Below are 15895 nucleotides of genomic sequence, written 5' to 3' on the forward strand. Positions count from 1 at the left end.
GGACGCATTTTCAACAGTAAACAATTAAACGTATCTATAAAATGAAAGTATTATTGCTTGGCTCAGGTGGCCGCGAACACGCTTTGGCTTGGAAGATTGCACAAAGCCCTAAAATAGAAAAACTGTATATCGCTCCCGGCAATGCGGGAACAAGCGCAGTGGGCGAGAATGTAGACATCAAAGCTACTGACTTCCCCGCTCTCAAGGCTTTTGCCCTTGAGCATAAGATTGACATGATTGTAGTGGGTCCCGAAGATCCGCTGGTACAAGGTATTTTCGATTGCTTCAAAGGAGATGCCGCTACCCGGCACATCGCCATTATCGGCCCTTCTGCAAAGGGTGCACAGTTGGAAGGCAGTAAAGAATTCGCCAAAGAGTTCATGTTGCGCCACAACATTCCTACCGCCCGCTACAAAAGCGTAACAGCCGAAACACTGGAGGAAGGGCTTGCTTTTCTTGAAACTCTCACCGCTCCTTATGTGCTGAAGGCCGATGGCTTGTGTGCAGGTAAAGGCGTACTGATTCTCCCGACGCTGGAAGAAGCCCGGAAAGAACTGAAAGAGATGCTCAGCGGTATGTTCGGCGATGCCAGCGCAACAGTGGTTATCGAGGAGTTCCTGAGCGGAATAGAATGCTCGGTTTTCGTCCTGAGCGATGGCGAGCATTATAAAGTATTGCCTGTGGCCAAAGATTATAAACGCATCGGAGAAGGTGATAAAGGACTGAATACCGGCGGTATGGGCAGCGTGACACCCGTTCCTTTCGCCAACGACGAGTTTATGGAAAAGGTGCGCGAACGCATTATAGAGCCCACCATCAACGGCTTGCGCGAAGAAGGCATCCTGTACAAAGGTTTTATCTTCCTGGGACTTATCAATATACAGAACGAACCCATGGTGATAGAATACAATGTCCGCATGGGAGACCCTGAGACAGAAAGCGTTATGCTGCGTATTAAGAGCGATATCGTGGAACTTTTCGAAGGTGTACACAAAGTAAACCTCGATACCAAGACAATGGAACTCGACCCGCGCACGGCAGCTTGTGTAATGCTGGTCAGCGGCGGTTATCCCGAAGCATACCAAAAAGGATATCCCATTACCGGCTTCAACCTCGCCGAAGCTACGGACAGCATCCTGTTCCATGCCGGTACTGCCGTAAAGGATGGTCATATCGTCACTAATGGCGGCCGTGTGATAGCCGTTTGCTCCTATGGAGAAACAAAAGAAGAGGCTTTGGAGAAGAGTTATAAAGTAGCCGATATGTTAAGTTTCGAGGGTAAGTACTTCCGTCGCGACATCGGATTCGACCTTTAACTATCAATGAGAAGCCAAAGATTCCAAAATCGGGTTACGGTGGGACACTTTACGCTTCCCGCCGCCATCCTTATATCAGTAACCTGCTGGATACTGAGCGCTATCCTATTACCCGATTTGGAGATACGAAAAGACAATTACCCCCTGTGGAACATATTCTGTGACTCATGTATCCCGATGTGGGGCACTCGTCTTTTCAGCTTTATCCTATACTCTATCATAGGATATTTTCTTATCGGGCTGAACAATGCATTCGCCATCATCCGTATGCGGGCGTCTGTACAAACAGCCATTTATTTCCTGCTGGTTTCCGTCTGTCCGAGTATGCATATATTATATGCCGGAGACTTGGTAGCGGTCACTTTTCTGATAGCGCTGTATTTTCTGTTCAGAAGCTACCAACAAGCTAAACCGGCAAGCCATCTATTCCATGCATTCGTATTTATAGGCATGGGAAGCCTGCTTTTTCCACAACTGATATTCTTTGTTCCCGTATTTTGGATAGGGGCGTATAGCTTCCAATCTCTCCAACCTAAAAGTTTTTTCGCTTCGCTCATCGGCTGGAGCGTACCTTATTGGTTTCTATTGGGCTACACTTACATTTCCGGACATATGGATTTATTCTACCAACCGTTTTTGGAACTGGTGAGTTTCCATTCTGTCCAATTCAGTTTCCAACCTTGGGAATTGGCTACGGCCGGGTATCTGCTCCTTTTATATATAGTAAGTTCAAGCCATTGTTTGGTTGCCGGATATGAGGACAAGATACGTACACGCAGCTATCTGCACTTTCTGATATTCCTGAACTTCTGCATTTTTGTCTATATGGGGCTACAACCCGCTCTATATCCTCATTTGCTATCCCTGCTGTTAATCGGTACCAGCATTCTGATTGGACATTTATTCGTGTTGACCAATAGTCGGAGTTCCAACCTGTTCTTTATAATTATGCTCATCGGACTATTTACTTTATTCGGATTCAATTTATGGACGCTTTTATAGATACACTGATACAACTTCTCATTGACTGGGGATATGTAGGGCTTTTTATCTCAGCCTTACTGGCGGGAAGTATCATTCCGTTCAGCTCCGAATTGGTGATGCTGGCGCTCATTAAAGTAGGACTGAGCCCTGCCATTTGTGTCCTTGCCGCAACATTGGGAAATACGGCCGGCGGCATGACCTGTTACTATATGGGGCGACTTGGCAAGACAGACTGGATAGAGAAATATTTCAAAGTAAAGAAAGAGAAGATTGACAAGATGCAACGTTTTCTGCAAGGGAAAGGAGCCCTCATGGCTTTTTTTGCCTTTCTGCCTTTTATAGGGGAAGCCATTGCCATAGCATTGGGCTTTATGCGCAGCAATGTCATGCTGACTACTTCTTCTATGTTTGCAGGCAAGCTGATACGATATATTGCTATGTTATTGGCCTTACAGGGAGCATTATCAGTGATGAGTGTTTAGAGCTATGAAACGAATTATAGAACGGACGGAAGACGGAAGCGCCACACTATTTGTGCCGGAACTGAATGAGCATTATCATTCGGTAAAAGGAGCACGTACCGAATCGCAACATATCTTCATTGATATGGGGCTGAAGGCATCCACCGCTATCCAACCTCATATTCTTGAAATAGGATTCGGTACGGGACTCAATGCCTTACTCACTTTGGAGACAGCCGAACAAGAGAAAAGACCTGTTCATTATACCGGCATCGAACTCTATCCTCTGTCTTGGGAAGAAGTTGATATATTAAATTATAGCAACAATCCCCTATTTAAGGAGTTACATACGGCATCATGGAATAAAGATGTGAACATTACACCATGCTTTACGTTACACAAAATAAAAGGAGACGTAAATAGAGTGATTAGTGACAAACAGTTAGCGGTTATTGGTGAACCGCCTGCCAATTACAGTTTCGACCTTGTTTATTTCGATGCATTCGCCCCCGAGAAGCAGCCTGAATTGTGGAGCGAAGAGCTTTTCCGAAACATATATTCCTGCATGAACTACAATGGCATACTGACCACCTATTGCGCCAAAGGCGTTATCCGCCGGCTATTACAAGCCGTTGGGTTTACGGTAGAGCGCCTTCCCGGCCCGCCGGGCGGCAAACGTGAGATACTCCGAGCCGGCAAAACAAAGGAATAAGCCGCAGAAAGAAGACAAACAAAGCAACAGTTACTCTGAATTACATTTATAAAAGCCATAAATAAGATAGATGAAAAAGATATATTTTTTACTACTCGCAACTATACTCATAGCCTCCTGCAAGCCCAAAAGCAATCAAAGCAATAAAGCCGGTGATAAACCTGTTATCACTGTTACGCTCGAACCTCTGCGATACTTCACCGAGGCCATTGCCGGTGACCTGTTTACAGTAGTCAGTATGGTTCCCAAAGGTGCAAGTCCGGAAACCTACGACCCTACACCGCAGCAGCTCATCGAACTTACCAAAAGTAAGGCATACTTCCGCATCGGCTACATCGGATTCGAGCAGGTGTGGATGGAGAAACTCTCGGAAAACGCACCACATCTGCAATTCTACGATATGTCGGAGTGGGTGGAACTCATCGATGGGGATGCCCACCCCCATCATCCGCCATACGCCTCGGAAACATCCGGACAAGAACACCATCACATTGACGGTGTAGAACCCCACATTTGGAACTCTACCGCCAACGCTCAAGTCATCGCACGTAATATACTTCACGCCCTGATTGCCCTCGACCAATCCAACAAGATGGCCTACATAGATCGCTACAAGCAACTCTGCGAACGGATTGAACGCACGGACAGCCTCATCCGCAAACAGCTCTCCGCACCGGGGGCAGATCGTGCCTTTATGATTTACCACCCTGCGCTTTCCTATTTCGCCCGCGACTACGGACTGCATCAGATTCCTATCGAAGCCGGAGGTAAAGAGCCGTCCCCCGCACATCTGAAAGCATTGATTGATACCTGCAAGAGTGAAAAAGTACACGTAATCTTTGTACAACCGGAATTCGACCGCCGCAATGCCGAACTCATTGCCAAACAAACCGGAACCCGGATTGTTGACATCAATCCCCTGTCCTACGATTGGGAGGCGGAGATGCTGGATATAGCGAAAGCATTAAACGGATTAAAAACCGGCTTATAAAGACTCACAGATAAACGTTTTAAAATAAGTAAATATACATAATTAACTTATACTATCTGTCATTCGGATATAAACTAAATTTCAACATCTACTTAACAAGAAAAGAAATCATGCCAACTCCCATTATCGAAATAAGAAACCTCAATGCCGGATACGACGACCGTACGGTACTTCGTGACGTAAACCTCACCGTTTACGACAGGGACTTTTTGGGTATTATCGGTCCGAACGGAGGCGGTAAGACCACGCTTATCAAATGTATTTTGGGATTACTCAAACCTATTTCCGGTGACATATCTTTTGCATCTCCCCATCTGACAGGCAACTCTCCGCTCACCATGGGCTACCTGCCCCAATACAACAGTATAGACCGCAAATTCCCTATCACCGTCGAGGAAGTTATTTTATCAGGACTCAGCAGCAAGAAGTCGCTCACCTCACGCTTCACTAAGGAGCACAGAGAAAAAGCACGTCAAGTCATAGTACGTATGGGACTGGAAGGACTGGAAGAACGTGCAATCGGCGCACTGAGCGGCGGACAACTTCAACGCGCCTTGTTGGGACGCGCTATTATCTCCGACCCCGAAGTAGTCATCCTTGACGAACCCAGCACTTACATTGACAAGCGTTTTGAAGCGCGCCTGTATCAATTATTGGCCGAAATCAATAAAGACTGTGCCATCATACTCGTCAGCCACGACATAGGTACGGTGTTGCAGCAAGTAAAATCCATTGCCTGCGTCAACGAGACACTGGATTATCATCCCGATACAGGCATCACCGGCGAATGGCTGGAACGTAATTTCAACTGCCCCATAGAACTATTGGGACATGGCACATTGCCGCATCGGATATTAGGAGAACACCATCACCATTAGGATAAATCGTGTGTGATACAGCATGATACAGAAAGTTTTGTTTTTTCTGAAAATTCTCCCTATATCTCTAAACCAATCCTAATAATCCGGCTTATTGTCACTTATTTAGAACTGAAATCATTATCTTTGCGCCCGTCTATAATAAAAAACGAATTTCATCCGAATGAAACAGTACAAAACCGTAAACAACCTGATTGGTTGGATTACATTTATCATTGCAGCAACGGTTTATTGCATGACTATTGAGCCGACTGCAAGTTTTTGGGACTGCCCGGAGTTCATTACCACCGGCTATAAGCTGGAAGTAGGACACCCGCCCGGCGCACCGTTCTTTATGTTAGTAGCCAATCTATTTTCTCAGTTTGCTTCCGATGCCACTACCGTTGCCAAAATGGTGAACTACATGAGTGCACTGATGAGCGGCGCTTGTATCCTGTTCTTATTCTGGAGTATCACTCACTTGGTACGCAAACTGGTTATCACCGATGAGAATAACATCACCAAAGGACAACTGATTACTGTCATGGGCAGCGGCCTGGTAGGCGCATTGGCATACACATTCAGTGACACATTCTGGTTCAGCGCCGTAGAAGGTGAAGTATATGCCTTCTCCTCACTGTTTACAGCGGTGGTATTCTGGCTGATATTGAAATGGGAAGATGTAGCAGACGAGCCGCATTCCGACCGTTGGCTGATTCTCATCGCCTATCTCACCGGATTGAGTATCGGCGTTCACTTGCTGAACTTGCTCTGTCTCCCGGCTATCGTGTTGGTATATTATTACAAGAAAGTGCCCAATGCCAATGCAAAAGGTTCTCTGTTGGCGCTTCTCGCCTCTATGGTGCTGGTAGCGGTTGTGCTGTACGGCATCGTTCCGGGCATTGTAAAAGTGGGCGGCTGGTTCGAGCTGTTCTTTGTCAACACACTCGGTATGTCATTCAACAGCGGCGTCATCGTATATATCATCTTACTGGCAGCTTGCCTTATTTGGGGTGTATACGAAAGTTACAATGAAAAGAGCAAATCGCGTATGGCGCTCTCCTTCATACTGACCATAGCCATGCTGGGTATTCCTTTCTACGGTCATGGCGGCAGTTCCGTGATTATCGGCATCATCGTCATCGCGCTGTTATGGTTCTACCTCAAACCGGGCACACAGGAGAAGATTAAAGAGAAATACCGTGTATCGGCACGTACGCTGAACACATCGCTGTTGTGCACCATGATGATTGTCATCGGCTATTCATCTTATGCACTTATCGTAATCCGTTCTACCGCCAACACCCCGATGGACCAGAACTCACCGGAAGACATTTTCACACTGGGCGAATATCTGGGACGCGAGCAATACGGAACACGTCCGCTGTTCTACGGTCCGGCTTACTCCTCACAAGTAGCTTTGGACGTGAAAGACGGATATTGCGAACCGCGCATCTCCTACAACGGAACCAAATATATCCGCAAGGAGAAAGCCACTGACGACGAAAAGGACAGCTACATCGAAATTCCGGGACGCATCGAGTACGAGTACGCACAGAATATGCTTTTCCCGCGTATGTACAGCAGCGCCCATGCCAACCAATATCAAGCTTGGCAAGATATCAAAGGATATGATGTGCCCTATGACAAATGCGGTGAGATGATTATGGTGACCATGCCTACGCAATGGGAAAACATCAAGTTCTTCTTCTCCTACCAGCTCAACTGGATGTACTGGCGCTACTTTATGTGGAACTTCACCGGACGTCAGAATGACTTGCAGGGTAGCGGAGAAATAGAACATGGCAACTGGATTACCGGTATCAAGTTCATTGACAATATGCTCGTAGGCAATCAGGACTTGCTGCCGAAAGAGCTGCAAGAGAACAAAGGACATAACGTATTCTACTGCCTGCCGCTGTTGCTCGGAATTATCGGCCTGTTGTGGCAGGCTTACCGCGGACAGAAAGGTATCCAGCAGTTCTGGGTAGTGTTCTTCCTTTTCTTCATGACCGGTATAGCGATTGTGCTCTACCTGAACCAGACGCCAAGCCAGCCGCGTGAACGCGACTATGCGTATGCGGGCTCGTTCTATGCTTTCGCCATCTGGATAGGTATGGGTGTGGCAGGTATTATCCGCCTGTTGCAGCATTATGCCAAGATGAAGGAGCTTCCCGCCGCAGCCATCGTTTCAGTAGCCTGCCTTTTTGTTCCCATACAGATGGCGAGCCAGACTTGGGACGACCACGATCGTAGCGGCCGTTATGTGGCACGTGACTTCGGTCAGAACTACCTGATGTCATTGCAAGAAACGGGCAATCCCATCATCTATACCAACGGCGATAACGATACCTTCCCCTTGTGGTACAACCAAGAGACGGAAGGCTTCCGTACCGATGCCCGTACTTGTAACCTCAGCTACCTGCAGACCGACTGGTACATCGACCAAATGAAGCGTCCCGCCTACGACTCTCCTTCCCTGCCCATCACGTGGGACCGTATGGAGTACGTGGAAGGTACCAACGAATATATTCCGGTACGCCCCGAATACAAGAAGAGTATCGACGCCTTGTATGCCGAAGCAGAGAAACAAGCCCTGAGCGGTAATACCGAAGCATTGATAAACGTGAAGAAAGAATTCGGTGACAATCCTTACGAACTTAAAAACATCCTGAAATACTGGATACGCAGCAAGAATGAGGACTTGAAAGTAATTCCTACCGACAGCATCGTAATGAAAGTGGATAAAGAGGCCGTACGCCGCAGCGGCATGATGATACCGGGTGATTCCATTCCCGACTATATGCACATCTCGCTGAAAGGTAAACGCGCCCTCTACAAAAGCGAACTCATGATGCTCGAGATGCTAGCGGAAGCCAATTGGGAACGTCCTATCTATATTGCAGTCAGTGTAGGGCCGGAAAACCAATTGAACATGAGTAATCACTTCATTCAGGAAGGTCTTACCTACCGTTTCACTCCGTTCGATACAGACAAACTGGGTGTGAAGATTGACAGCGAAAAGATGTATGACAACCTGATGAACAAGTTCAAGTTCGGCGGTATCGACAAACCGGGTATCTACATTGATGAGAATACGATGCGTATGTGCCACTCACATCGCCGTATCTTCTCCCAACTTGTACAGCAGTTGATACGCGAAGGCAAGAAGGATAAGGCTAAAGCCGCACTGGACTATGCCGAAAAAATGATTCCTGCCTACAACGTACCATATGACTGGCAAAACGGCGCCGTACAAATGGCCGAAGCATACTATCAGTTAGGCGACTCCGCAAAGGCTGACGAAATGATGAAAGCGCTTGCCAACAAAGCTGTGGAATATCTCACTTGGTATCTAAGCATGGACGACAGCCGCTTCGTTATCTCTACCCGTGAGTTTGAATACCACTGGGCAGTGCTCGATGCCGAAGTAAAGATTATGAAGAAATACAATTCCAAACTGGCGGAAATCTACGAACCGAAAGTAGAAGAGTTGTACAATTTATATGTAGAAAGACTTAAACAGCGATAAACGGGCAGTGGTGAGTGATTAGTAAATAACAGTTTGCTAACCACTCACCACTGCACGCTTATCACTAATCAATAACCGTTAACCGCTAATTAATCGTGTTTATAGAACAGCCTCCCGAGTTCGTTCGTAAGTTATATCCCAGCGCCGTCTGGCGAATGGACCCGAATGAGAGAGCCATTTACCTGACTTTTGACGACGGACCTATCCCCGAAGTTACTCCCTGGGTTCTTGATTTACTTGACAAATACAGTATAAAGGCCACCTTCTTTATGGTAGGTGACAATATCCGTAAGCATCCCGATGAGTTTCAAATGGTTGTGGAGCGGGGACATCGTATCGGCAACCATACTTTCAACCATTTAAGGGGATTTGAATATAACTTCAAAGACTATCTGGCCAATGCAGAGAAAGCAAATGAAGTGATGAAAACGGACTTATTCCGTCCTCCGCACGGACATATGGGATGGACACAGTATATGATACTGAAACGCCGCTATAAGATAATAATGTGGGACTTGGTAACGCGCGATTATAGCAAGAAGCTACGCGGTCCCCAGGTGCTTGCCAACGTAATGAGATACGCACGCAACGGTTCTATCATTACATTTCATGATTCCTTAAAGTCTTGGAATAACGGCAACCTGCAATACGCATTGCCACGGGCAATAGAATTTCTGAAAGAAGAAGGATACGAGTTTAAACAGCTATAGAGTTATGGGAATTGAAAGTTAAAAGTTGAGAGTTGAAAGTTTGCTATACAGCATAATCGTGCAGCTTAACTTTCAACTCTCAACTTTTAACTCTTTCAGCTTTCTCAGTTTACTTTTACCGTCAACGGATTGCGTACTTTCTGAGCGAAATCAGCCATATACAGGTTCCAAGCATCGGCGGTCTTGATGTCCGCTCTATCCCATGCAAATCCCCAATAATATACATATTCCGAACCCGGTTCGTAATCACTGACAGCAAGCACATGACCATCGGCATTATTACGTTCCTTCTTTTCCTTTTCGGAGAAAAGTACAGTTTTAGCATCCTTGACAACGGTAGGTACAGCAGCACCCATAAAAATTTTGCCATTATCAGGACCGGTAGTAGGATCTACATAGGTAATGTAACCGTTAGCAGCGTCGGCAACGACAGCCCCATCCGGTTCATGCAATACAATACCTGTAACGATAGGCAATGTTTCTTTCAGATTGCTGTATGATACGGCTGTCCTGTTCAAGTGCGAACCTGCATCCAATGTAATCAAACGTGTTTCTACCACAGTCGAATCACCCTTTACAGTCAGAGGATTGAACTCCAACTTCACTGTAAAGCGCAGCGGGCCGTTATCCAGAATCTCCTGATTCTTATAGCACCACGGATAGATAATGTTGTCATCTACCATCAATGCGGCTACACCGGCTCCCAATGTGGGACCTACTGCATAGCAGTCCATACCATGCCCATGGTCAATATGGTAAGACATTTCTTTCAGTAACGCATCAGCTTTCTCCGGATCCGTTTTCTTTAATTCTCTCAGCTTGGCACGAGTTTCCCTATCAGTTTCCTTGGCATACATAGCTTCCAATATGGGCTCGGAGGTATCGCGCTTTGTAAACAAGTCGTAGCCGAAGCCACGCTCACCCTTTGCCTGCAAAGCAGGACCATACGCACGAAAAGCCACCAAATCATTCTCCCAAGCCATATCATCCATACGTTCGGGGTAACATTTACCGCAAGCCTTTACATCAAAAGCCTCAGGCGTACCGGTCTGTATGGTATAAGTAGCGATGCCGTTGGCAGCTACCGTAGCGGGAAATATAACCTTGTCATCATACGTAATCTGATAAGGCACTTGCTGCCCGTCAGCGTTCAATACGACAATCTGCGCCGTATCTGCCAAGCCCAAACGGTTTGTAACAGTCTCCATAGACACCTCTACCATCTCATTAGAGCGCTCCATGGCCAACGGATTGGTTACCGTAACGGTCAGCGTTTTGCTCTCGTTACAAGCGAAGCAAAACAAAACCGTCATACATAATAAAAGAAGTTTCTTCATACTGAATAAATAATATGATAAAGGCGGTAAAGTAATATTCCTCTATCACCTACCGCCTTACCACCTTTAATTACCTTATTATTTCGGTTGTTTTCCGATGTAAGCCAAGATACCACCGTCAACGTACAGGATATGTCCGTTAACTGCGTTAGAAGCCTCAGAAGCCAAGAATACAGCAGGACCTGTGAGTTCTTCCGGATCCAACCAACGACCGGCGGGAGTCTTAGCGCAAATGAATGAATCGAACGGGTGACGGCTGCCGTCAGCTTGCTTTTCACGCAACGGAGCGGTCTGCGGAGTAGCGATGTAACCCGGACCGATACCATTACATTGAATGTTGTATTCACCATATTCAGAGCAGATGTTACGAGTCAGCATCTTCAAACCACCCTTAGCGGCAGCGTATGCAGATACAGTCTCACGGCCCAGTTCGGACATCATAGAACAGATATTGATGATTTTACCATGACCCTTCTTCATCATTGCAGGCAGAACAGCCTTAGAAACGATAAACGGAGCGTTCAGGTCAATATCGATAACGCGACGGAAGTCGGCAGCTTCCATTTCGTGCATAGGAACACGACGGATGATACCTGCGTTGTTAACCAAAATATCGATAGTACCTACTTCTTTTTCAATTGTTGCCACCATAGCCTGAACAGCAGGTTCATTAGTTACGTCGCATACATAGCCATGTGCTTGGATACCCTTTTCGGCGTAAGCAGCCATACCTTTATCCACCAATTCTTGGTTGATATCGTTAAAACAGATTTTTGCGCCTTGTTCAGCAAAAGCCGAAGCGATAGCAAAACCGATACCATAAGAAGCACCTGTAACGAGGGCTACTTTACCTTCCAAAGAAAAATTCAAATACTGATTCATGATGTTTATTTATTTAGGTTGAAAAATGTGATTGTCTGTTCTAACTCTTATTTCAAGTCTGTAATCAAAGAGAAATCTTGGTCTCCGTAATCCAGATTCTCGCCACCCATACCCCATATAAAGGTATAATTATGTGTAGCCGCAGCCGAGTGGATAGACCATTCGGGAGAGAGGACGGCTTGGTCGCCCTTCATCCACACATGACGGGTTTCGTCTACTTCGCCCATAAAGTGGCAAATAGCATGATCTTCCGGAATCTCAAAGTAGAAATAGGCTTCCATACGACGGCTGTGAACGTGCGCAGGCATCGTGTTCCACACACTGCCCGGAGCAAGTTCCGTCATACCCATTTGCAGTTGGCAAGTGGGCAATACCTGATTAACCAACATCTTATTGATATTACGGTGATTGGAGCCTTCCAAAGAACCCATTTCAGCCACCACCGCGTCTTTTTTCGTCACTTTCTTATCGGGATAGTTGCGATGGGCCGTTACGGAATTGAAGTAGAACTTAGCCGGACGGGCTGCATCCTTACTCTCAAAAGTAACTTCACGGTCGCCCGAACCCAAGTAGAGGGCTTCTTTATAGTCCATCTCAAATACGGCACCACCCGCTCTCACTACACCCGGTCCGCCAACGTTGAAGATACCCATTTCACGACGGGTCAGGAAGTAAGGTGCTTTCAACGGGTCGATAGCTTCCAATGGCAGTACTTCACCCACCGGCATAGCGCCACCCACTACCATACGATCATACATGGAATATACCATATTTACTTCGTTCGGAGAGAATACCTTCTCTATAAGGAAATCGCGACGGATTCTTTTTGTATCATAGCTTTTCGCATCTTCCGGATGTGCAGCGTAGCGAATTTCATAGTTCGTTCTCATGATTTATTACGTTTTTAAGTTATCAAGTAAATAGCCGAGCGGTACGTCGTTTACGTACACGATTGCAAATGTAGCAAAAGAAAACGGCAAAACATTACTATTTTGTCCCAATTATCTATCAATATTGTACAAAGAAAGAAAAAATCATTAGAAACGTCCTAACATTTGATGAATAATTTAAAAGAAAGAATGCGACCAATAAAAAAAGCTCCGACAATCATAGACTGTCAGAGCTTTTTTGTTGGACTACCAAGATTCGAACTTGGACAAACAGAACCAAAACCTGTTGTGCTACCATTACACCATAGTCCAAACATATGTGCTTTCTGTTAAAAAGCGGTGCAAAGATAGAAGTATGTCCCGAAATATGCAAATATTTCGGGACATTTTTTCATATCCATATATTATTTTGCAATAATCAGATAATAATTCTTCTTGCCGCGTTGTACCAGCAGATACTTATCATCCAGTAAATCAGCGGTTGTAACAACCTGATCGAAAGCTGCCAGCTTTTCTTTGTTCAAAGATACACCACCGCCCTGTACCAGCTTACGCATTTCGCCTTTGGACGCAAATACGGCTGCATTGTCTACAAACAAATCAACCGCCTTCACACCCGCTGCCAGTGCATCACGAGATACCTCAAACTGAGGCACACCCTCAAATACTGCCAGCAAGGTATCTTCATCCAACTTCTTCAATGCTTCCGAAGTAGCATTACCGAAAAGGATATTGGAAGCATCGACAGCTGCATTGTAGTCTTCTTCGGAGTGTACCATAATGGTAACTTCCTTAGCCAGACGCTTCTGCAGAACACGCAAATGCGGAGCAGCTTCGTGCTCGGCTGTCAAAGCCTCGATTTCTTCCTTAGTCAGAGAAGTAAATATCTTGATGTAACGGGCTGCATCGGCATCGCTCACATTCAGCCAGAACTGGTAGAACTTATAAGGAGATGTATAACGGGGGTCAAGCCATATATTACCGGATTCCGTCTTACCGAATTTACCGCCGTCCGCCTTTGTAATCAGAGGGCTTGTCAAGGCAAATACCTCGCCGCCATTGGTACGGCGAATCAGCTCTGCTCCCGTAGTGATGTTACCCCATTGGTCCGAACCGCCCATTTGCAGCTTGCAGCCTTTGGTTTCGTACAAGTGCAGGAAGTCGTAGCCTTGCAACAGCTGGTAAGTAAATTCAGTGAAAGAAAGACCGTCACGGGCCTCACCGTTCAGACGCTTCTTCACCGAGTCCTTAGCCATCATATAGTTTACAGTGATATGCTTGCCCACTTCGCGAGCGAAGTCAAGGAAGCTGAAATCCTTCATCCAATCGTAGTTGTTCACCAACTCCGCACGGTTAGGGGCATCCGAGTCAAAATCCAAGAACTTGCTCAGCTGTTTCTTCATGCCCGCCATATTGCGTTGCAGTGTTTCTTCAGTAAGCAGATTGCGTTCCGCCGACTTACCGGAAGGGTCGCCAATCATACCCGTAGCGCCGCCAATCAGTGCCAACGGCTTATGGCCGCAGCGTTGGAAGTGGCGCAATATCATTACACTGCATAGGTGTCCGATATGCAGAGAGTCCGCCGTAGGGTCGAAACCGATATATGCAGTCACTTGTTCCTTTGCCAACAGTTCTTCCGTACCCGGCATCATATCGTGGAGCATGCCACGCCATTTTAATTCTTCTACAAAATTCATCGAATGATTAACTATTAATTATTTGATTTATACTTTGTCTGCGACAAAAGTACGACTCTTTATCCTAACAAACAACTCTTATTGTTTAAAAAAGACTTTGGCGATATTTTCCTGCACCGCTTCCGTAAGTTCGGACAAAGAAACGCAACGGGCTTGAGCTGCCCGGCTATACAAATCCGCAATTGGCACATCGCTCTCGTCAGTCTCTAAAAACAAACGGTCGGAAGGAGTAATCCGCAAGGCTTCTTCCTGATACTTCTCCCCGAAAGAGAGATAAAACCCGTGCCTCAGGTATTCTTTCGCAAGGACCGCCTTTCCGCGAAAGCCATGAATAATCCAGGGGTTGGCCGGCCGTATCTGCTGTTTCAGTTTCAGCAATTCATCCACAGCCTTTACCAAGTGAATGACCAAAGGCTTGCCCAGTTCCATAGACAGCCGCGCCTGATATTCAAAAACCTCTACCTGTACAGCCTGCGGGACGCCAGCCAATTTATCCAGACCGGCTTCTCCTATGGCAAGAACCTGCGGATGCCCGGCTAAAAAAGCCAGAATATCCATTTCATGCCGAATAGCCGGAGTAACAGTTGCCGGGATATGCCAGGGATGTATGCCCACCGAATACCATTCCCCCGTCTTCGGAGCAAAAACGTCGGGATAACAGTTCACAATAGCCGTTCCGGGCATTTGCGGCGACCGATGCGCGTGTATGTCAACAAGAGACTTCATGGGACAGGGTCATATCCGGAGCCACCCCAAGGATGACAACGTAAAATACGTTTTATCGCCAGATAAAGCCCCTTAAAAGGACCGTGCTTCTTAATGGCCTCAACTGCGTATTGAGAACAGGTAGGAGTAAATCTGCACGACGGGGAAGTCATGGGTGAAATGCACTTCCGGTAAAAATAAATAGGAAGCAACAACAGATATGAGAGCAAGCGTTTCATGGTTTAGGAAGGGTTACGGCTGCATCTGTATCTTGTACCGCCACTTTCTCGGCAATACGTGCCAAGGCTGTCTTCACCCTGTCCTCTATTACGGAAGATTCTACCAACTGGTCGGAGAGGTAAATAAAGGCAATCGCCAGCCGGCATTTCTTTTCCGCCAACACACTCAGCAACCCGTGCTTGTTTACACGATACGCTTCGCGTATCTGACGCTTCACACGGTTACGCTTCACCGCACGTTTGAAACGCCGCTTTGAAACACTGATGAGGATGGAAGCATCCGCCTCCAACTCCTCTACCGGCAAATACACCACACGCAACGGGAAGACCGAGAACGAGCGCGAACCGCCCGCAAACATCTTCTCTATAATCTTTTTTTTATCCAGTCTTTCGACTTTATGTAAGGTATTTGCCATGAATAAACTATAAAATTAGGAATGAAAAATGAAGAATTATAAAAAACGAGCTACAAGGTTTGCGACATCTAAAATACCACACCTGTAGCCCGTAATTTCTATTGTTACAACTACAAGCCACAAGCCAACGGACTTATAACTTATAATTCATAACTCATACTTCCTT

At 46.3% G+C, this 15895-nt stretch carries 15 protein-coding genes and 1 tRNA gene; 8 read left to right on the plus strand and 8 right to left on the minus strand.

Going from position 1 to position 15895, the window contains the following annotated elements; translation table 11 throughout:
• The first annotated feature begins 41 nt into the window (after positions 1 to 41).
• The 8 genes from purD to DW121_RS03305 all read left to right on the plus strand — a co-directional run bounded on the left by purD (position 42) and on the right by DW121_RS03305 (position 9563).
• Complete coding sequence (gene purD, locus DW121_RS03270) at positions 42 to 1316, plus strand: phosphoribosylamine--glycine ligase (protein ID WP_118323025.1); 1275 nt, start codon at positions 42 to 44, stop codon at positions 1314 to 1316.
• Between the two features lie 6 nt (positions 1317 to 1322).
• Positions 1323 to 2318, plus strand: coding sequence for a hypothetical protein (locus tag DW121_RS03275; protein WP_118323026.1), 996 nt, complete (start codon positions 1323 to 1325; stop codon positions 2316 to 2318).
• Entirely contained in the window at positions 2303 to 2782 is a 480-nt protein-coding gene (locus DW121_RS03280; RefSeq protein ID WP_117710457.1) for a YqaA family protein, read from the plus strand. The genes DW121_RS03275 and DW121_RS03280 overlap by 16 nt, the downstream gene beginning before the upstream one ends.
• A 4-nt stretch (positions 2783 to 2786) precedes the next feature.
• Complete coding sequence (gene mnmD, locus DW121_RS03285; RefSeq protein ID WP_117710458.1) at positions 2787 to 3473, plus strand: tRNA (5-methylaminomethyl-2-thiouridine)(34)-methyltransferase MnmD; 687 nt, start codon at positions 2787 to 2789, stop codon at positions 3471 to 3473.
• 70 nt (positions 3474 to 3543) lie between these two features.
• Entirely contained in the window at positions 3544 to 4464 is a 921-nt protein-coding gene (locus tag DW121_RS03290; protein ID WP_118323027.1) for a metal ABC transporter solute-binding protein, Zn/Mn family, read from the plus strand.
• A gap of 110 nt (positions 4465 to 4574) precedes the next feature.
• Positions 4575 to 5342 (plus strand): metal ABC transporter ATP-binding protein, encoded by a 768-nt coding sequence (locus DW121_RS03295; protein ID WP_118323028.1) that lies wholly within the window; start codon positions 4575 to 4577, stop codon positions 5340 to 5342.
• A 163-nt stretch (positions 5343 to 5505) separates the two neighbouring features.
• Complete coding sequence (locus DW121_RS03300) at positions 5506 to 8853, plus strand: DUF2723 domain-containing protein (protein WP_118323029.1); 3348 nt, start codon at positions 5506 to 5508, stop codon at positions 8851 to 8853.
• Between the two features lie 95 nt (positions 8854 to 8948).
• Positions 8949 to 9563, plus strand: coding sequence for a polysaccharide deacetylase family protein (locus DW121_RS03305; RefSeq protein WP_117710462.1), 615 nt, complete (start codon positions 8949 to 8951; stop codon positions 9561 to 9563).
• A 104-nt stretch (positions 9564 to 9667) separates the two neighbouring features.
• Here DW121_RS03305 and DW121_RS03310 read toward each other — a convergent pair whose 3' ends face one another.
• From DW121_RS03310 to rnpA, 8 genes are all read right to left on the minus strand, one after another.
• A complete protein-coding gene (locus DW121_RS03310; protein ID WP_117710463.1) occupies positions 9668 to 10900 on the minus strand; it encodes a DUF4861 domain-containing protein in 1233 nt (410 codons plus the stop codon).
• 78 nt (positions 10901 to 10978) lie between these two features.
• Entirely contained in the window at positions 10979 to 11782 is an 804-nt protein-coding gene (locus DW121_RS03315; RefSeq protein WP_117710464.1) for a gluconate 5-dehydrogenase, read from the minus strand.
• Positions 11783 to 11829: 47 nt separating this feature from the next.
• Complete coding sequence (gene kduI, locus DW121_RS03320) at positions 11830 to 12672, minus strand: 5-dehydro-4-deoxy-D-glucuronate isomerase (protein ID WP_117710465.1); 843 nt, start codon at positions 12670 to 12672, stop codon at positions 11830 to 11832.
• Positions 12673 to 12913: 241 nt separating this feature from the next.
• A tRNA-Gln gene (locus tag DW121_RS03325) sits at positions 12914 to 12984 on the minus strand.
• 92 nt (positions 12985 to 13076) lie between these two features.
• Positions 13077 to 14369 carry a tyrosine--tRNA ligase gene (tyrS, locus tag DW121_RS03330; protein ID WP_117710466.1) on the minus strand — a complete coding sequence of 431 codons (1293 nt, stop codon included), beginning with the start codon at positions 14367 to 14369 and terminating at the stop codon, positions 13077 to 13079.
• A 78-nt stretch (positions 14370 to 14447) separates the two neighbouring features.
• On the minus strand, positions 14448 to 15095 hold the full coding sequence (locus DW121_RS03335) for a TatD family hydrolase (protein ID WP_117710467.1): 648 nt from the start codon (positions 15093 to 15095) through the stop codon (positions 14448 to 14450).
• Positions 15092 to 15313, minus strand: coding sequence for a membrane protein insertion efficiency factor YidD (gene yidD / locus DW121_RS03340; RefSeq protein WP_009122051.1), 222 nt, complete (start codon positions 15311 to 15313; stop codon positions 15092 to 15094). The genes DW121_RS03335 and yidD overlap by 4 nt, the downstream gene beginning before the upstream one ends.
• Positions 15310 to 15729, minus strand: coding sequence for a ribonuclease P protein component (rnpA, locus tag DW121_RS03345; protein WP_117710468.1), 420 nt, complete (start codon positions 15727 to 15729; stop codon positions 15310 to 15312). Before rnpA ends, yidD begins: the two co-directional genes overlap by 4 nt.
• Positions 15730 to 15895: the final 166 nt, after the last annotated feature.

Source organism: Bacteroides sp. AM10-21B (assembly GCF_003472565.1).
Lineage (GTDB): Bacteria > Bacteroidota > Bacteroidia > Bacteroidales > Bacteroidaceae > Bacteroides > Bacteroides propionicigenes.